Origin of the sequence: Candidatus Propionivibrio aalborgensis, from assembly GCF_900089945.1 — a bacterium.
Classification (GTDB): Bacteria; Pseudomonadota; Gammaproteobacteria; order Burkholderiales; family Rhodocyclaceae; genus Propionivibrio; species Propionivibrio aalborgensis.
On sequence record NZ_FLQY01000387.1, the window covers coordinates 1 to 17,745 of the forward strand.

Below are 17,745 nucleotides of genomic sequence, written 5' to 3' on the forward strand. Positions count from 1 at the left end.
TCGCCGATGACAGGTTTCAGCTTGACAGGCATTGCCTGAAATTCTTACCGACCTGCACGACAACGATAATTGTCATAGCGCATCTTTGGTCTGACAGCGGAAAGATAGCCAGGCGCCGCTGCTTCAAGTGAGCGTGGTTGCCAGCCTGGGTAGTTGCGGAGACCGTCGGTAACGTTGTCTTTTTCCATGGAGCGCAGGTTGTCGGGCGACATCGGCGGATTGGGGAGCAGTCCCATGATTCTTGCCAGCAGATTGGCTAGGCCATTGGGCAAATCAATAATCGGGCGGTGCCGTCCGATCAGATTGCCGGTGTATTCGACCAATTCGCGCAAGGTGTATACCTTCGGGCCGCACAGTTCGTAGATCTGGCCAAAGGTGGCCCGATCCGTCAGGCTCTCGGCAAAGGCGTCGGCAACGTCGCCAACATAAACGGGCTGAAAGCGCGCGGAAGCACCCGCCAGCGGGAGCATGGGAAGCAGTCTGAGCAGGGACGCGAAGGTATTCAGGAAAGAGTCGCCGGGACCGAAAATGACCGAGGGGCGAAACACGGTGACATCGATACTGCCTTCGTGCGCACCCGTGGCATTCATGGCCGCGCATACCGCCGCTTCGCCTTCCGCTTTCGAGCGCAAATAGGCCGATGGCGCGTCGGTAGCGGCGCCGAGCGCGCTCATATGCACCAGACGACGCACGCCGGTCTGTTGCATGGCCGCGATGATTTTCCTGGGCAATTCGACGTGCGCGGCAGCAAAACGTTTGCCGTAAGGCGGGCTGGAATCGCTATCGTGCAGAATGCCGACCAGATTGATGACCGCATCGACGCCGTCCATCAATGAAGCCAGCACCTGTGGGTCGTTCACATCGGCCTCTTCCATGTATACCGTTGGCAACAATATCAACTGCTTCGTATTGTCGCGACGACGCGTCGGAATCGTCACCCGTATGCCACGTTCGGAAAGCCGGTTGGCTATCCAGCCGCCAACGAAACCGCTACCCCCAATCAACAATACCTTCTTGAGTTCCATAACACCCTGACGCTGTAGTAAGTAATAAAGAGCCGATTTTACGGTAAAACTTCGGCCTTTGGATCAACAGTCGCGCGTGGTCCAATCACGCCAAGCCGGCTCTTGATCGTCTGCGGTCTGCCCTCAAAAAGTGCCGAATAATAGACCGAGTTGCTCATCACCTTTTTGACGTAATCCCGCGTTTCGTTGAAAGGAATAGTCTCGGCATAGATCGCACCCTCCAGTTGGTGGTCGGCACGCCATTTGCGGGCTCGGCCGGGGCCGGCATTGTATGCAGCAGAAGCAAGCACCGGGTGATTGTCGAGGCTTTCCATCACCAGACGCATGTACGTGGTGCCGAGCAGCAAATTGGTCTCGGTGTCATTCACCTGGCCTTGACGAAAGTCCTTGAGGCCGATTTTTCTTGCGACCCACTTTGCCGTCGCCGGCATCAATTGCATCAGGCCAGATGCTCCCGCCGATGACTTGGCATTGGTGATGAAGCGGCTTTCCTGACGCATCAGGCCGTACACCCAGGCGCTATCCAGAGATTGATTCGTCGCCGCCGGGCGCACCTGATCGCTGTAGGGCGACAGGTAGCGTAGCGCGTAATTGTGTTCGTTCTTCGTACGGTCGGCGGCGGCGATGGCGCGATCGAAAATTCCGGCGCGCTCTGCGATTTCCGAAGCCGTCAGCAGCTCCCGGTCGCTCATGCTACTCAGTGTCCAGTTCCATTCCCGGAAGCCCTCACTTCGCAGATTGACACGATACAGCGCGAGGGCGCGCTGCACACCGGGATTGGCCTCAATCTGTGCCATCTCGGCAGGCGTGGGGGGCGCCGCCTTGGGCGGTGTCATGATCGGCCGCCCCAGCTCATCGTCCGCCAGATTGCCGTAGAAGTTCGGTTGCCCGGCGATCCTGGCGTAAAGCGTATTGGCATCCTCGACGCGCCCCCCTGCCCGATAGGCGCGTCCCAGCCAGTAAACCCAGGCCGGTTGTTCGGCAAGTTCGGGCGACATCTTTTCAATCGTCGAACGCACCGTTCCCCAGTCCTGAGCCCGCAGGGCCGCGCGCACCTTCCACTCTGCCACTTCATCGGAAAGTGGTGCATCGTCGCCTTTGCGATACCACTGTACCGCTTCGTTCATGTGTCGCTTTGCCGCCTGCCAGCCGATCTGACTCCACGCCCAGGCAATTTCACCGGCCTGTAGCTGGCGCTCGATCCTGCTCAACTGCTCCGCTGCCATACGCGGATCATTGCGTGCGATGTGACTGATCGCCAGCGCGGCCAGCTCGCGATTCATCTGGCTGTCGGAAAACGACGGTGGCAGTTTCAACAGCCACGGCAATGGGGTGTCGCTTACCGCAGTCGCTGTCCGGGCATCGGGAGTCTGGCTGGGTGGCAAATAGTTCATGGTGTAGCGCGCGGCGGACAACTTGTTTGCTTCGTATTGGCGACGGATGCGTGCCCAGACCCCATCAGCCAGTACGCGTTTCTCCAGAATCAGCGCTTCCAGTACCGGATAGCACGATGCAGGTGGCTCGATCAGATTCAGCCAGAGCGGCATCGCATCATCGAGCATGCTCGCATCGCCGCGTGCCCGACGACTCTGCAAGGCATAACAGGCAAGCTCCTGATCAGGCTTGACAAGGAACGGGTATTCGTCGTCAAACGCCTTCCATTGATTCCTCTTGCCCAATTGCTTCAACCAGTCCGCTCGCAGTTTCTCGGCAAGATAGCTTTTGTCGTAGCGCGTCAGGAAAGCTCTGATCGTCCCCGGATCGGGGTTCTCCAGATCAAGCTGGATCTGCCAATACTCGACATAGGCTTCAAGGGCGTGGCCCTTCAGTTCGGGAGCGATACGCTCAAGCTTGGCGCGGTCGCCTGCCTTGACCGCATCGCGCGCAGCGAGAAACCGGTCATCAGCACTCACGCTGGCGGCCGCAGGCACTGCCAGCAACAGGGAAAGCACGTAGACGAAAGCAACAAGACTGAACTTCATGATAAGCTGGAATCCCCGTAAACACTGACTTTCAGCATACCACACGAGCTGCCGGTTAATGCCAGAAACCAAACTGTATATTAGCGCAGACGCGCGCGCTGTCTGCCGGGGCGAGTTGCGCAAGCAGGGCATCGAACGCCGGCTGGCGCTGTCGACCGACGTTTGCGCGGTTCTTTCGGCGAAGGTTTGCGAACATCTGAAAGATCACTTCCCTCAATTGGCAAGAATGCGCGTCGGTTTCTGCTGGCCGGTAAAGAATGAACCCGATCTGCGACCGCTGGTGATGTCGTGGATCGCATCCGGCCAGGCCGGGTTCGCGGCACTGCTCCCGGTTGTCCTCGGAATCGGGTCGGCACTGGCTTTTCGCGAATGGGTTCCCGGCACCCCTCTGGTTGCAGACCGATACGGTATTCCAACGCCGCGTGAAGGTGCATTTCAAGTGCCCGAAGCCTTGCTGCTTCCGGTCAATGCGTTTGATGCCGCCGGATACCGGATTGGTTATGGTGGAGGCTTCTTCGATCGCACGCTGGCTGCACTCGACCCAACGCCGCTGAGCATCGGCGTTGGCTTCGAATTGGCCCGTGTCGACTCGATTCACCCGGAGCCACACGATGTCCGCCTCGACGCCATGGTCAGCGAAGCCGGCGTGTTCAGGCATGCTCCTTCCTAGGGGTGTTTACTGCACGTGAAGGCTTTGGTGCTTCCTAGGGAGGGTTGGCCCCTGCCAGCGACGCGCCTGGCTTTCGACGAAACGATAGAACACCGCGCCCGCGGCAACGCTGGCAGCCCATGCCAGCCCGATGCCAAAGGCGTTGGCAGTGGGGTCCTCCGGCGCGATCCTGGAGAAAAGAGCGTTCATCACGAGAAGAACCGGGAAGTGGACCAGGAACACCGAATAGGAAATCTTTCCCAGGTAGGCCAGAAATTTGCCTCCGGGGCGACTTTCCATGAATCCCCAGCGTCGGGAGATGCCAAGCGCAAGCGCAGTGATCAGGGCAACCGCAATGCGGGAGCGAAAGTCGATGATGAGCGCAACAACGACTACACAAAAAATCACCGGCAGCCAGTCCGGATTTCGTTCGGACTCGGTCACCCAGTACGTCAGCGTGCCCAGCGCGTAGGCAGCAAAGAAATAGATCGCCCAGTTATCCCAGTCCGAATCGCGGTTGAAATAGAACAGGGAGCCCAGCGCCAGCACGCTCACGAACAAAATGCTGAAAACAGGCAGGCTAATGAATCGATCTCCCACGGCGCGGGCAAACCAGAGCGTTCCGAGTAGCAGGACAAAGAGCTGGAAGTCGATGGCGATGTACCAGACGCCGGCAGACAGCGAGTCATAGGCGAGGATATTCTGCAAAAGGGCAACGTGCGCCAACATCTGCCGCAGTGTTGGCGGATCGGGAATCGTATCGTGATCCATCAGACTGCGTGCGATGGCCGCGCAGAGAATGCTTAGAAATATGGCGGCCACATAGGGAATGACCAGCTTGAAGTAGCGGTCTGACAGCACCGTGAGCGGGTTGGCGACAATCAGTCTGCCAGTGGGTGCCAGGGTTCTTGCTGCCAGGAACCCGCCAATCACAAGAAATATCTGGACTGCAATTCGCGCGTCCTGACTCAACCACGAAAACAGTGCCGGAGCGAGGCCGTTGGCGACATCGGACATCGGACCGTAGAACGCCAGATGGTGGAGAACGATAAGTTGTGAGGCGACGGCTTTGAGCGCGTCGATAAAGGCCAGTCGTGAGTCAGAGGCACGCATGCGAAATCCGGGAAATTACTTGAGCGGTGCAGCCTGGACGATACGGAAAGGCTCGATTTCAGAGCATAGGATGCTGGAGCGAAACCACCATGGCCAGAGACGTCCGTCGCTGTAAGGGGCGAATATTACGACAGACTTGTTTTGTTAACAATACTAAATTCTGGCCCACTCGCACCGGCCTTCAGGCTGGCGTCAGTCCGTCGAGCAGGAAAGCCCGGGCAAACTCGTCGACAGGCATCGGCTTGCCGCGCAGATAACCCTGAATCTCGTCGCATCCTTCACGAAGAAGGAATTCACTCTGCTCGTGCGTCTCGACGCCCTCCGCGATGATGGTCAGTTGCAAACTGTGGCCGAGGGCGATGACGGCGCGCGCTATGGCGCAATCTTCTGCGTTGTCCGGCAGTCCGCGCACAAAACTCTGGTCGACTTTCAATTTGTTGAGCGGCAAACGTTTCAGGTACGCCAGTGACGAATAGCCGGTGCCAAAATCGTCGATGGCGAGATTGATTCCAATGGCGCGCAGGTCGTTCAAGACCTGAATGCCACTCTCGACCTGACTCATGACGGCGCTTTCGGTGATCTCCAGTTCCAGCAGGGCAGGTGGCAGGCGAGTTGCATCAAGCGTTCTGCGCACGATCTCCTGAATGCGGCCACGGCGGAATTCAACACTGGAAACGTTGATCGAAACCACTCCCGGATTGAGGCCTTCCCGCGTCCAGGCCGCCCAGTATTGACAGGCGGCACGCTGCACCCATTCGCCGATGTCCACGATCAGCCCGGATTCCTCGGCCAACGGGATGAACTTGCCCGGCAGAACCAGCCCCTGCTCGGGGTGTTGCCAGCGAACCAGCGCTTCCGCACCGATGAGTTTGCCCGTGACCAGCGAGAACTGTGGCTGCAGGTAGATGCGCAATTCGTCGCGTTCAATGGCGCGGCGTAGTTCGGTTTCCAGATGAAAATGCTCAAGAGCGCTATCGGTCAGTTCGGGGGTATAGAACTCGGAGGTGTTGCGACCACGTTGTTTGGCGCGATACATCGCAATGTCCGCGTTCTTGATCAGCGTCGTCGCGTCGTCACCGTCTTCCGGGAAAATGCTGATGCCAATGCTGACGCCGACGAAAAACTCCTGATCCAGCGACACCGGCGTTTCACGCAGGTTTTCAAGGATCTTGTCGGCGACATTCAATGCTGTTCCCGAATCGCCAACGCCCTCCATGAGAATCAGGAACTCGTCGCCCCCGAGGCGGGCGACGGTATCCGAGCCGCGGATGAGCTTGCTCATCCGCACCGCCACTTCGCAGAGTACGCGGTCGCCGACATCGTGGCCGAGACTGTCGTTGATCTTCTTGAAGCGATCGAGGTCGACGAACAGTACGGCGAGTCCCGTTTGCTCGCGGCGGGCGCGTTGCAGTGCGACATGCAGCCGATCTTCAAGCAACAGGCGGTTCGGCAATCCGGTGAGCGAGTCGTGATGGGCCTGGTAGTTGAGCTGTTCGTAGGCTGTCTTGATCGCTGTGATATCGGAGAAAACGCCGACATAGTGGGTAATGGCGCCGGATGAATCCTTGACCGCGCTGATCGTCAGCCATTCCGGAAACAGTCGTCCGTTCTTGCATTTATTCCAGACTTCACCCTGCCATCGACCGCTGCGTTCGACGGCAGTCCACATGTCGCGGTAAAACGCCTTATTGTGACGACCGGATTGAAGCATGCTCGGGTTGCGCCCGAGGACCTCTGCCTCGCTGTAGCCGGTAATTTCGGTGAAAGCACGGTTGACGGCGACGATCGTTCCGTCGGGCGAAGTAATGGTGACGCCCTCGGCGCTGCTGTCAAAGACCGTGGCCGCCTGCCGCAGGCTGGCTTCCATGCGTTTGCGTTCGGTAATGTCGAGCATGAAGCCGACCAGCCCGCCCACGGCGCCATCGGGTTGAGTAAAGGTTGCCTTGTGGAACATCACATCGCGTATCTCGCCGTTGGCATAGCGTACCGGGTATTCGTAGATCTGCGTACCGGGTTTATCAAGCAATGTTCGATCGGCCGCGAGGTACTTGTCGGCCAGTTCGGCCGGTGCGATGTCGTGCGGCGTTTTGCCGATCAAGTCGCCGGCCGCGATTCCGATAAAATTGGCGAAAGCGCTGTTGCAGCCCAGGTAGCGAGCATGCTCATCCTTGTAAAAGATCGGGCCGGGAATGGTTTCGATCAGTTGCTTCAGGAAATGCAATTGCTTCGAGAGTTCCGCCGTACGTTCGGTTACACGCTGCTCCAGCTCGATGTTGCTCTTGCGCAAGGCTTCCTCGGCAAGAAAGCGACGGGTAACATCCTCATGCGTCCAGATCCAGATTTGTTCGCCGGCCTGCTCGACCATCCGGCCCCTGGCATTGACGCAAATGCGCTGCCCGTCGGATCGCCGGTAGCTGATTTCGCCGGAAAAGAAGTCACCGGCCTTGGTTGTGTCATAGACACGGCGGCCGGTTTCCTCCCATTCCTCGTCGGTGTCGAAAAGCAGTCGTGACGACTGGCCGATCAGGCCGCCCGGCGGATAACCGAAGATCTCCTCAAGGCGCCGGTTGCAGTGCAGAAACGTGCGATTACGCATATACGAGATGCCGATCATCGCGTTGTTGAATATCAGCGAATATTCCTGGTTGCTTTGCACGAGTGCCGCTTCGGCAGCACGACGGGCGGTGATGTCGTCATAAGCCCATATCCAGGTTTCGCCACCATCGGGTGACGTGATGGTACGGCCGATGATGTGATTCCAGATCGGAGTCCCGTCGCGCTTGCAGTATCGCATCTCGCCTTCGAAGGTCCGTTCGGCAGACAACTGCGAATTGACTTGCACCCAGGCGTCCTTCCATTCCTCTTCGCTACAAAAGAGGACGCGCGTCGACTGCCCAGCCAGGCCGCCTTCAGGAAAACCGAATATCTCCTCCAGCCGACGGTTGCAGCGCTGGATCACGCGATTGCGCTGATACGAAATACCGATCAACGCGTTGTCGAAGATCAATTGGTGTTCGTGATAACTCTGAATCAGAGCCGCCTCGGCATTGTGACGAGCGGTGATGTCTTCATACAGCCAGACAAAACCCAGGTCCGGGTTTTTCGGGTCAAGCATGCTGCCGGTGATGTGGCACCAGATCGGTGTGCCGTCGCGCCGTTGGTAGCGCGCCTCGCCGCTGTAGGTGCCGGTTTCGGCAATGGCGGCATAGGCGATTCGGCCCGTTTCAATCCAGTCTTCTTGGCTCGGATAGTAGATGCTGTTCAATTTTCCGATCAGCTCTCCGGGCCCGTAGCCGAGAATCTCTTCAAAGCGCGGATTGCAGCGCACGATAATGCGCTCGCGGAGAAAAACAATTCCGGTATGGGCGCTCTCGAAGATGAGCTGCTGTTCGCGCAGCAGGCGAGCCGTGGCGTCGCGCCTGGTGCATTCTTGGGAGATGTCGTTGATGATCCAGACGGTACCCAAGCGCGGTGCCGCAGCGTCGATGGCACGGACAACCAGATGGGCACTAAAAATGCTGCCGTCGTGACGCTTTAAGGGAGATTCGACCTCAACTGTTTTTCCAGCACGCAATTCCGGCCGTACTTTCTGGAGTAGGGTTACGTAGGCCTCTGCACTTGGGAGGAAAACCGATCCGGCTTGTCCGATCAGCTTTCCTGGCGGCCAGCCGAAAAGTTCATGGGCGTAAGGGTTGCAGCGACGAACCAGACGTTCGCGCGTTAAAACGATAGCCACCCCCGCATTGTCGATGAGCGCCTTGTATTCCAGGAGATGCTGTTCAAGCGAATCGCGATCACTCATCGTTCAAGTGGCCTTGTCCGAGGGGGTTTGAGGCAAAGGTATCAGGCTGGCTGGCTGCCGTCCACATCAATACCACAGGCGAGTACCTAGGTTCGGCAGTGAGGCATCGGGGTGGGCCGCATCATGGGCCGCGGTTCAGTTCGGACTTTGGCTCAGACAGGCGACAAGGAGCATCGGCCATTGTTGCGGCCATTGGGCCATCGGCTCGCGAGTGAAGCCGCTTTTTGCATATTGCTGCCAGCGGCCGATGATGTAACAGAGCAGGACGTTGGCCAGCGCGCCGAAATCGGCGCCGGCGGAGATTTGTTCCTGCGTGGCAGCGACACGCAGCGCCTGCTTGAGTGCGGCCTCGATCTTGTCGAGCAACTGGTTGATGCGAAGCTGCAGGCGTTCGTTTTCATTCACCAGCGCATCGCCGGTCAGGACCTTGGTCATGCCGCGATTGCGTTGGGCGAAGTTGAGCAACAGCGCCAGGATATGCTCAACCTGTTGCAGGCCCTGGGTTTCTTCGGCAGATATCTGGTTGATGACGCCGAACAGACTGCTTTCGATGAATTCGATCAGCCCCTCGAACATCTGCGCCTTGCTGGCGAAGTGGCGATAGAGCGCGGCTTCAGAACACTCAAGCCTGGCGGCCAGGGCGGCGGTGGTTATCTTTTCTGCCTTCGGGCTTTCCAGCATTCCGGCCAGCGTTTGCAGAATTTGCAGTTTTCTTTCGCCAGGCTTGGCCATGATGTCGCCCTCAGGGGTTGATTGTTTGGCACGGCTGATTATAGCCGCCCAAGCCGTTGCGGCAAATCGAGAACTGAGGCCAGTTTCACGTCTACATAGGGGGGGTGGCGTGTGCAGGTACTCACCCACACGGTTCTCATTCCGAGACGCTTGGCCGTCTTGAGGTTCAACTGTGTGTCTTCGACCATGATGCATGAACGCGGGTCGAGCTCTTCCTTGTGCAACAAATGCAGGAAACCGCTGACGGCCGGCTTGGGTTGAAAGCGAAGTCGCTCCACGGTGTAGATGGCGTCAAAGCAGTGGCGAATGCCGATAATCGCCAGCACTGCTGAAGTGTATTTGAACGGAGCGTTGGAGAAGATGATCTTGCGCCCCTTGAGACGACGCAGCATGGCCTTCAGTCCACGCTCGACAATGACCGAGCTCGCCAGATCCGGAAACTGGTGCGTATGGTGCAGAAAGTGCTCGGGATCGGTGCCATGGTGGCGCATCAGGCCGAGAAGGGTGGCTCCGTAGCGCAGCCAGTAATGTCGCCTGAGCCGCGCCGCCTCGCCTTCATCCACGCACAGATGCTCGCGGATGTAGGCCGTCATCGAGCGGTCAATGTGCGGGAGTATGGACGGGTTGACGTCGTGAAGCGTGTTGTCGAGGTCAAAAAGCCAGGTGCGTGATCCGTCTGCCATCAATGCGATTTGATCATTGTGCCGACGCCGTGACTGGTCAGGATTTCCAGCAGCAGTGCATGCTCAACGCGACCGTCGATGACGTGTACGCTCTTGACGCCATTCCGCGCGGCGTCCAGCGCCGAGTTGATTTTGGGCAGCATGCCGCCGGACAGCGTTCCGTCGGAAACCATTTCGTCGATCTGTTTGGGCGTGACGTCGGTGACCAGTTTGCCTTCTCTGTCCAGCACACCCGGCGTGTTGGTGAGCAGTACGAGCTTCTCCGCTTTGAGCACCTCGGCGATTTTCCCGGCAACGACATCGGCATTGATGTTGTAAGTTTCGCCGTCCTTGCCGACGCCAATCGAGGCGATGACCGGGATGAATCCGCCTGATTCGAGGTGGGCAATCAGCGACGGGTCGATCTGCGTGATATCGCCAACCTGGCCGATGTCGATCAGGTCCGCCGGGCTTTCCCGATTCGGCAGAAGGAGTTTCTTTGCGCGGATCAGGTTGCTGTCTTTGCCGGTCAGGCCTACGGCCTTGCCACCAGCCTGATTGATCAGGTTGACCACATCCTTGTTCACCTGTCCGCCGAGCACCATCTCGACGATCCCCATCGTCTCGGCGTCGGTGACGCGCATGCCCTGAATGAACTCGCCCTTCTTGCCAACACGGGTCAGTAAATCCTCGATCTGCGGGCCGCCGCCATGCACGACGACGACGTGCATGCCCACCAGCTTCAACAGAACAACGTCACGTGCGAAGCCTTGTTTGAGTTTCTCGTTGACCATCGCATTGCCGCCAAATTTGACGACGATGGCTTTGCCGTGGAAGCGCTTGATGTAGGGTAACGCTTCGGCAAGGATGGCCGCTTCCTGTGCCGGTGAGAGGTGTTGAGAGGTCATGGCAGGGATCCTTGAAATGACTGGCGATTCTACCCGGCGACGGGGCAAATATAAAGACAGTGAATAGCCGTCCTCGCAATGGCCTCGACTTGCGTGACGCGAGCCCTGCGGCTAGAGTGGCGCGATGAGCGATCCTGACCTTCAGCAAGCCTTGCAGAAATTGCGTCCGACGCTGTTGCGCTTCGCCATGCTGCAGCTGCGCGATGAAGCGGCGGCCGAAGATGTCGTACAGGAAACGCTGCTCGCCGCACTGGAAGGGAAGAGCTCATTTTCCGGACGCTCCCAGCTCAAGACCTGGGCGGTCTCGATTCTGAGGAACAAGATTGTGGATCTCATGCGACGTGGTTCGCGCGAGGGGAAACTGCCCCTGGTCGACGAACACGGCGATGAGGACTTCGATGCGCTCTTCGATGGTTCCGGTCATTGGCAGGAACCGCCAGGCGACTGGGGCGATCCGGCAGCAGTGCTCGAACAGCGTGATTTCTACGATGTGCTTGAATTATGCATGAAGGCCTTGCCGGAAAATGTAGCGCGGGTGTTCACCATGCGCGAGGTGCTCGGTTTCGAGACTGAAGAAATTTGTAAGGAATTGAAGATGAGTACGTCTAACTGTTGGGTAGTGCTTTATCGGGCACGCATGCGGTTGCGGGAATGTCTGCAATTGCGCTGGTTCAGCGTGAGGTGACGAGTATGAAATCTTGCAGGGAAATTCACCGTCTGGTGATTGAAGGGCAGGATCGCGAGCTCGGTTTTGCCGAACGTTTTTCCATGCGCGTGCATCTGATGATTTGCACCACTTGCAAGCGTTTTGATGCGCAGATCGATCTGATGCGGCAAGCGCTAAGGCGCTTTCCCGGAGATTGAATACGAATATCGGGGACCTGTCCCGCTGTCCGCGCTGGCTTGACGGTGATGGATATCCTTACCGTTCCCCACTGGCGCTGGTCGCTGGATAACTGGCTTAAGTAGCGCCAGGCCCGGTCAACACTGAAGTCCGAATTTCTGGAGATGATCCCATGCTGATCCCCCGCCAAGAAGTGCCCGCGCTGAAGGTTGAAACGCTATCCACTGGTTCGTTCGACCTGGCGAGCGAAGGCCCGGCCAACTTCACTCTGCTGGTTTTCTATCGGGGTCTGCATTGCCCGATCTGCGCTAAATATCTGCTTGAGCTTGCCCGTCTGCTGCCGGATTATGTGCAACGCGGCGTTGGCGTGATCGCTGTGTCGTCCGATACGCGCGAGCGCGCGCTTGAGATGCAGAAGAAGCTTGGTGTTGCCGAGCAGCAATCGCTGCGTTTTGGCTACGGCCTTCCCCTGGAGAAAGCGCGCGAGTGGGGCTTGTATCTGTCAGCCTCGCGTGGCAAGACTTCGATCGGAATCGAAGAGCCGGCATTGTTTGCCGAACCTGGATTGTTTTTGGTAAGGCCGGATCGCACGCTCTATTACGGCGCAGTGCAGACCATGCCTTTCGCTCGGCCGCATTTCGACGAACTGCTGCAGGCAATCGATTTCGCGATCGACAAGAACTACCCGGCGCGCGGTGAATATACCGGCCCTGGTTAGTTACAAGAAAAGCAATCGCAAGCTTACCGAGCCTCCCGGCTCGGCGCGGCTGGGTTTATCCACGCGGTGGCTGAGTATAAGGCGCGTATGATGAGAACCATGGAGGTGGACGGCGAAGCCTGATTTCCGTCCCGCTGGGTCGCGTCCGACAAGTCGGTAACGACGCATAAGGATTCGTCCCGGTCGGCGAAATGCTCCGTGGCCCTCCAGTCATTGTGTGTTGCGGAGGAGGAACTTGTCGTGCTGCTAGTCCGGTTAGAAGATCGCTGGATGGACCGTGTCGGAAGAAATTGCTTCGCTTTGAAAGTGCGCTGATCCCGTGCGCTGGCTGCTCGCGCTTTTTCGGCTGATATTCCGCGTCGTTCGCCGTTTCCAGACGGAACACTTGACACTGACCTCGGCAGCGCTGTCGTTTGCCACCTTGCTCGGGCTGGTGCCGATGATTGCCGTCGGTCTTGGTTTGATATCGCATTTTCCCTTTGCGGAGAATGTGAGTGTGGCTCTCGAAAGATTTCTGCTCGCCAACCTTTTGCCGGACAAGGCTGGAGCCGTTATCGCCAAGTATCTCGGCCAGTTTGCTCATCGTGCAGGCGGCATTCCCCTGATGGGCGGCATCGCGCTGGTGGTCACCGCGCTGATGCAGATGCTGACCATCGAGCATGCGTTCAATACAATCTGGAAGATCAAGACGAAGCGTCCTTTGTACAGGCGCTTGGCGATGCACCTGATAGCGTTGTTGCTCGGGCCGGTCGCGTTTGGCGTAAGTCTGGCCCTGATCTCCGTGGTTGCTGGTGTTTCTTCCGGGCTTCTCGACGAGCCCGTGTGGGTGAGCGTTACTTTTTTTCGAGTTCTGCCATTCATGATTACCGCAGCACTCTTTTCTTTCCTTTACTGGGGTGTTCCGAACCGTGCGGTATCGCGATGGCACGCGATGAGCGGTGGTGTGCTCGCCGCCCTGGGCTTTGTCGCCATGCAGCGGTTGTTCGGCCTTTATGTTGCCAACTTTCCAAACTACGCTGTGATGTACGGGGCTTTTTCTGCGGTGCCCATCTTTCTTGCCTGGTTATACTTTTCCTGGGGAGTCATCCTCGCGGGCGCACTGGTGGTTGCGGAATTGCCGTACGTGGCGCAACGCTAGAACGAACAAAGCCTGACTGCCGTCCAAATGGTGAACACTCTCGCTTCTTTCCTGACCAGACATATCGAGCAACGATTCAGGGTGCTCGCATGGGTTTTTGGCGTCATCGCGGTTGCAACCCTTGGTGTATTGCACACCGCCACCGAGACCGACTACGCCTTTTCCTCGGCCGTCATAATTCCCGTGGTAGCCGTTGCCTGGACCGGCGGGCGGCGGGACGGCTTCTCTTTTTCGTTGCTGGCGGCGCTCTTGTGGGTGAGTGCTGATGTGCTGGCAGAACGTCAGTTCAGCTCTGGCTGGGTGCCATTGATCAATGGCCTGACCCGGTTTGCGACCTATGGCTTTGTCACGTATCTGATCGTTGAGGTTCAAACGCTGCTGGCTCGGGTGCAGGAAATGGCCCGCCACGATACCTTGACGACGTTGCTCAATCGGGGCGCTTTTTTTGAGGCGGGGGATGCCGAGGCCAGCCGCTGTCAGCGCTACGGCCATCACATCGCCGTGGCTTTCCTCGACCTGGACGATTTCAAGCATCTCAATGACAGCCGGGGTCACGGCGCCGGTGACCGGGCGCTCAAGGCGGTAGCCGTCGCCCTGCAAAGCACGCTACGGACGACGGATTATGTGGCCCGCCTGGGAGGCGACGAGTTTGCTGTTCTGCTGCCGGAGATTGGCTATAATGCGGCCACCGAAGCCGGCCACAAGATTGCCGCCGCCGTCAATGCGGCGATGAAGGAATTTTCCCCTGTCAGCGTCAGCGTCGGGATCGCCTGGTTCGAGAACGCCGAGTGTGGCTTTCCCGCTATGCTCGGCTCCGCCGATGCCCTGATGTACGAAATCAAGCGGGACGGCAAGCATGGCGTTCGGACACGGCGTGGCGCGGTAGTGCCACCCGACCCACCCACAGAATCGGAACCAAATTGACTTATCAGGCCATTCTCGCCGCATCCATCTTTTTGCTCATCGCCTTTGGCCTTGAGCGCTTGGGCCGTGCCTCAGGCATTCCTTCAGCCATCCTCCTGATCGCGGCCGGCCTCGCTGGCAAACCGGTGCTGGAGACTTTCGGTCTTGCGCTGGAAGGCATTAGCGCTGCGGTGCCTATTGTCGGTACCCTGGGCTTGATTTTGATCGTGCTTGAAGGAACCCTGGATATCAAACTCCGCCGGGATCGTTTGCGCGCGGCAGCTGGCGCCTTTTTGATTGCCGGCGGCGGTTTTGTCGTCTGCACTACAGTGTTTGCGTTCGCAGGGTCCCTGATCTTGAACCTGACACCCCTTCAATCCGTGATCCTGGCCGTGCCTTTCGCAGTCATCAGCAGTACGATAGCCATCCCGAGCAGTAGTTTCCTGCCGCCATGGGGCCGAGAGTTCGTGATTTATGAGAGCTCCTTCTCGGACATTCTGGGTGTGCTGGTCTTTTTCTCGCTACTCAACTCCAACGGAACCCTAAAAGGCGCCCTCCTGGGAATGATTGGTGGCGGTGCACTCTCGCTGCTTCTGGCGCTTGTTTGCGCCGTCGGCCTGGTTCTGATCCTCATGCGCATTGACGGCCATATTCGTTTTACGCCCTTGCTGGCTGGGCTCTTTGGTCTCTACGCGGCGGGCAAGCTGATGCACTTGTCACCGTTGATTCTGGTACTGCTGTTCGGCCTGTTGCTCAATAACCCCGCGCTGATTGTTCGCTTTCGCCCATTTCAGGGTTGGCTCGACGACCGTTACGAGGAGACACTCGACGAGTTCAGACTTCTGATCCTGGAGCTGACCTTCGCTGTGCGTGGTTTCTTCTTTATCCTGCTGGGCTACTGGACCAACTTGAGTGAGCTGGTATCGCTGAAAGCCTGGCTGGCGGCAACACTGATTTTGACCGTGGTCTACGGTAGCCGTTACCTCATGTTGCGACTGGCTCGTTTCGACCTTCTGGGGCCGCTGACCTGCATGGCCCCGCGCGGGCTAATCACCGTGTTGCTCTTTCTGTCGGCCAAGGAGGCATTGCCGCTGCCACATTATTTTTTTGGAACGGTGATGCTGGTGGTCCTGGTTTCGGCTACTTTGATTACCATAGGGCGTTACCGTTGGGCCGACGTAGGCGTTTTCCCTGCATCCTCGAACGCGAGAAAGCCGGAATCCATCTAAGCGGAAGGAGAACTCCATGCAACTGACCATCATCGCGGCCATCCTGATATCTATTCTTGGCGTCGCCTTTGCCATGCAGAACAACGTGCCGGTTACCGTCAACTTTCTGCTTTGGCGTTTGGACAGTTCCTTGGCCATGGTGCTGCTGCTGGCCCTTGCGCTTGGGGCCGTCATCATCGCCCTGTTGACCACGCCAGCAACGCTCAGATGGCAATGGCTGACGAAGCGACAGAAACGCCGGATCGAGGAGCTGGAGAAAAACTGCGACGGTCAGCGCCGCCGGATTGCCGAACTTGAAAGCCATCTCCCACCTGAAACCGATGCAGCTGAACCACGCCCATACGCAGGTCTCATGCAGCTGATCGGCAGTCGGGAGGACGAAGCGGTTGGCGAATCGAAACAACCTCCGGTTTGAGAAAGCGCGGTCACTGCAACGATTAGAGCGGTGCCTATTGGACGCCAGGAATCCTCAGCATTTTGGCCAGGTAGTCAAAAAATAGACAATACAGAATGATCGGCAAAGGCAGACCGAGAAGCGTGCCGGTGAAGTATTGCCGGAACCTGATGCCTGACAGGGCGAGGGCGTAGTTGAGGGCGGGTACGGTTTGAAACAGCACTCTCAGGAGTACGACACTTCTGATCGGTCGGGCATCAAGCTGCCCGAGAATCCGGACAGCGGTTTTGCTCTTCAATTGTCGCAGGACATCTCCACCGACCAGCCGGATAGTGAAAAAAGTCAGAGCGCACGAAATGCTAGCGGCGACATAGGTGGCCAGCCCGCCCCAGATTCGACCGAGCGTTAGCACGGCGGCGGCCAGAAACACCCAGCCCGGGATCTGGATCAGATTGCCCAACGAAAAAAGCAGGACGAAGACCAGCAAACCGCTGACGCGATTTTCGGCTATCTGCTGCTGCAGAAACGTCAGACTGAAGTGATCACGCAGTCCGGAAAGCTCAAATACGGCGAGCAACGTGCCCAGGAAAAGGGCAACTGCGAGCAGTCGTTTATTTTGTTGCATGACACATTTCGTTGTGTTTTAGTTATTCGGAGCGATACGAGTTTGAAAATTTGTGCTGCCTTGAAAAGAATTTTTCAGAATTTATGTAAGGATTGCCATTTTCCAGCGTCTAACGGGTGTCGACAAGTTGGTTTTAAGTCGGCAGGCTTCGCCACCACCCCATCATAACCAGGAGAACCAAAATGTCACATCAACTTTCAGGTGTTGCTCTGGCCGCTGCAGCGGCTGCCCTTTTTACCGCTGGCGCCGTCATGGCACCTGTTGCACAAGCTGCAGAAGGCGGTATGGTTCATTGCACCGGAATCAATTCGTGCAAAGGTCATGCAGAGTGCAAAACGGCCAAGAACGAATGCAAGGGGATGAATGCCTGCAAGGGCCAGGGTTGGGTAGCCAAAGCCAGTGCCAAGGAATGCACGGACGCTGGCGGCAAGGTTGCCAAGTAACACTGATGCGGGCCGCCCTGTTGCAGCACGGGGCGGCCTTATCAGCCACAATCCTTCGAGGTTTCAGGGAAGATGCCGTTGAGCACGTCGTTGAGTAAACCAATTCAAGGCTATGGTCTTGGACTCCGGGTCGAGCACTACAGCGACTTTGTCTCAGCCCCACAGCGGGTCGACTGGCTCGAAATAATCTCCGAAAACTACATGGTCGATGGCGGGAAGCCATTGCATTTTCTGGATCGCATTCGCCAGGATTACCCGATGGTAATGCACGGTGTTTCGCTTTCCATTGGCAGTACGGACCCGCTCGATACCGATTACTTGCAGAAGCTCAAATCGCTAGTCAAGCATGTTGAGCCGGCTTGGGTGTCTGACCATCTATGCTGGACGGGCACGGATTCGCTAAATCTGCACGATCTGCTGCCACTGCCCTACACCGAGGCAACACTGCGCCATCTCGTGCCTCGCCTAGCCCAGATGCAGGACCTGCTTGGCTGCCCCTTCCTGATCGAGAACGTCTCAAGCTACGTAAGTTATCGCGCCGACGAAATGACCGAGTGGGAGTTCATTGGCGAACTAGT

The 17,745-nt window shown here is 57.7% G+C and carries 18 protein-coding genes; 10 read left to right on the forward strand and 8 right to left on the reverse strand.

Features of this window, described 5'->3' with window-relative positions:
• Positions 1 to 44: 44 nt before the first annotated feature.
• Together PROAA_RS17295 and PROAA_RS17300 are read right to left on the reverse strand one after the other, a co-directional pair.
• A complete protein-coding gene (locus PROAA_RS17295; protein WP_186412534.1) occupies positions 45 to 1,025 on the reverse strand; it encodes a complex I NDUFA9 subunit family protein in 981 nt (326 codons plus the stop codon).
• A 38-nt stretch (positions 1,026 to 1,063) separates the two neighbouring features.
• Positions 1,064 to 3,007 (reverse strand): lytic transglycosylase domain-containing protein, encoded by a 1,944-nt coding sequence (locus PROAA_RS17300; RefSeq protein ID WP_186412535.1) that lies wholly within the window; start codon positions 3,005 to 3,007, stop codon positions 1,064 to 1,066.
• A gap of 58 nt (positions 3,008 to 3,065) precedes the next feature.
• Between PROAA_RS17300 and PROAA_RS17305 the strand changes: the two genes are divergently transcribed.
• Entirely contained in the window at positions 3,066 to 3,677 is a 612-nt protein-coding gene (locus PROAA_RS17305) for a 5-formyltetrahydrofolate cyclo-ligase (RefSeq protein ID WP_186412536.1), read from the forward strand.
• Positions 3,678 to 3,683: 6 nt separating this feature from the next.
• Here PROAA_RS17305 and PROAA_RS17310 read toward each other — a convergent pair whose 3' ends face one another.
• The 5 genes from PROAA_RS17310 to argB form a co-directional block, all read right to left on the reverse strand.
• Positions 3,684 to 4,769 carry an acyltransferase family protein gene (locus PROAA_RS17310; RefSeq protein ID WP_186412537.1) on the reverse strand — a complete coding sequence of 362 codons (1,086 nt, stop codon included), beginning with the start codon at positions 4,767 to 4,769 and terminating at the stop codon, positions 3,684 to 3,686.
• 181 nt (positions 4,770 to 4,950) lie between these two features.
• Positions 4,951 to 8,571: a bifunctional diguanylate cyclase/phosphodiesterase gene (locus PROAA_RS17315; protein WP_186412538.1), complete on the reverse strand. Its 3,621-nt coding sequence runs from the start codon at positions 8,569 to 8,571 to the stop codon at positions 4,951 to 4,953.
• 135 nt (positions 8,572 to 8,706) lie between these two features.
• On the reverse strand, positions 8,707 to 9,303 hold the full coding sequence (gene slmA / locus PROAA_RS17320) for a nucleoid occlusion factor SlmA (protein ID WP_186412539.1): 597 nt from the start codon (positions 9,301 to 9,303) through the stop codon (positions 8,707 to 8,709).
• A gap of 38 nt (positions 9,304 to 9,341) precedes the next feature.
• A complete protein-coding gene (locus PROAA_RS17325; protein WP_186412540.1) occupies positions 9,342 to 9,986 on the reverse strand; it encodes a pyrimidine 5'-nucleotidase in 645 nt (214 codons plus the stop codon).
• Positions 9,986 to 10,873 (reverse strand): acetylglutamate kinase, encoded by an 888-nt coding sequence (gene argB / locus PROAA_RS17330; protein WP_186412541.1) that lies wholly within the window; start codon positions 10,871 to 10,873, stop codon positions 9,986 to 9,988. Before argB ends, PROAA_RS17325 begins: the two co-directional genes overlap by 1 nt.
• A gap of 124 nt (positions 10,874 to 10,997) precedes the next feature.
• Here argB and PROAA_RS17335 point away from each other — a divergent pair, with 124 nt between their 5' ends.
• From PROAA_RS17335 to PROAA_RS17365, 7 genes are all read left to right on the forward strand, one after another.
• Entirely contained in the window at positions 10,998 to 11,558 is a 561-nt protein-coding gene (locus PROAA_RS17335; protein ID WP_186412542.1) for a sigma-70 family RNA polymerase sigma factor, read from the forward strand.
• A gap of 5 nt (positions 11,559 to 11,563) precedes the next feature.
• Positions 11,564 to 11,737: a zf-HC2 domain-containing protein gene (locus PROAA_RS17340; RefSeq protein ID WP_222102344.1), complete on the forward strand. Its 174-nt coding sequence runs from the start codon at positions 11,564 to 11,566 to the stop codon at positions 11,735 to 11,737.
• A gap of 152 nt (positions 11,738 to 11,889) precedes the next feature.
• The gene (locus tag PROAA_RS17345) at positions 11,890 to 12,435 is read left to right on the forward strand and encodes a peroxiredoxin-like family protein (protein ID WP_186412544.1); all 546 of its coding nucleotides are present in this window, start codon (positions 11,890 to 11,892) and stop codon (positions 12,433 to 12,435) included.
• A gap of 319 nt (positions 12,436 to 12,754) precedes the next feature.
• Positions 12,755 to 13,573 carry a YihY family inner membrane protein gene (locus tag PROAA_RS17350; protein ID WP_186412545.1) on the forward strand — a complete coding sequence of 273 codons (819 nt, stop codon included), beginning with the start codon at positions 12,755 to 12,757 and terminating at the stop codon, positions 13,571 to 13,573.
• 27 nt (positions 13,574 to 13,600) lie between these two features.
• Positions 13,601 to 14,497 carry a GGDEF domain-containing protein gene (locus PROAA_RS17355; RefSeq protein WP_186412546.1) on the forward strand — a complete coding sequence of 299 codons (897 nt, stop codon included), beginning with the start codon at positions 13,601 to 13,603 and terminating at the stop codon, positions 14,495 to 14,497.
• Complete coding sequence (locus PROAA_RS17360; RefSeq protein WP_186412547.1) at positions 14,494 to 15,705, forward strand: cation:proton antiporter; 1,212 nt, start codon at positions 14,494 to 14,496, stop codon at positions 15,703 to 15,705. Before PROAA_RS17355 ends, PROAA_RS17360 begins: the two co-directional genes overlap by 4 nt.
• 16 nt (positions 15,706 to 15,721) lie before the next feature.
• Positions 15,722 to 16,120 (forward strand): lipopolysaccharide assembly protein LapA domain-containing protein, encoded by a 399-nt coding sequence (locus PROAA_RS17365; RefSeq protein WP_186412548.1) that lies wholly within the window; start codon positions 15,722 to 15,724, stop codon positions 16,118 to 16,120.
• Positions 16,121 to 16,154: 34 nt separating this feature from the next.
• Here PROAA_RS17365 and PROAA_RS17370 read toward each other — a convergent pair whose 3' ends face one another.
• Positions 16,155 to 16,724 (reverse strand): VTT domain-containing protein, encoded by a 570-nt coding sequence (locus tag PROAA_RS17370; protein WP_186412549.1) that lies wholly within the window; start codon positions 16,722 to 16,724, stop codon positions 16,155 to 16,157.
• Between the two features lie 182 nt (positions 16,725 to 16,906).
• Here PROAA_RS17370 and bufA2 point away from each other — a divergent pair, with 182 nt between their 5' ends.
• Positions 16,907 to 17,167: a BufA2 family periplasmic bufferin-type metallophore gene (gene bufA2, locus PROAA_RS17375; RefSeq protein WP_186412550.1), complete on the forward strand. Its 261-nt coding sequence runs from the start codon at positions 16,907 to 16,909 to the stop codon at positions 17,165 to 17,167.
• 90 nt (positions 17,168 to 17,257) lie between these two features.
• On the forward strand, positions 17,258 to 17,745 hold a 488-nt coding region (locus PROAA_RS17380), incomplete at its 3' end, for an MbnB/TglH/ChrH family RiPP precursor modification enzyme (protein ID WP_222102345.1).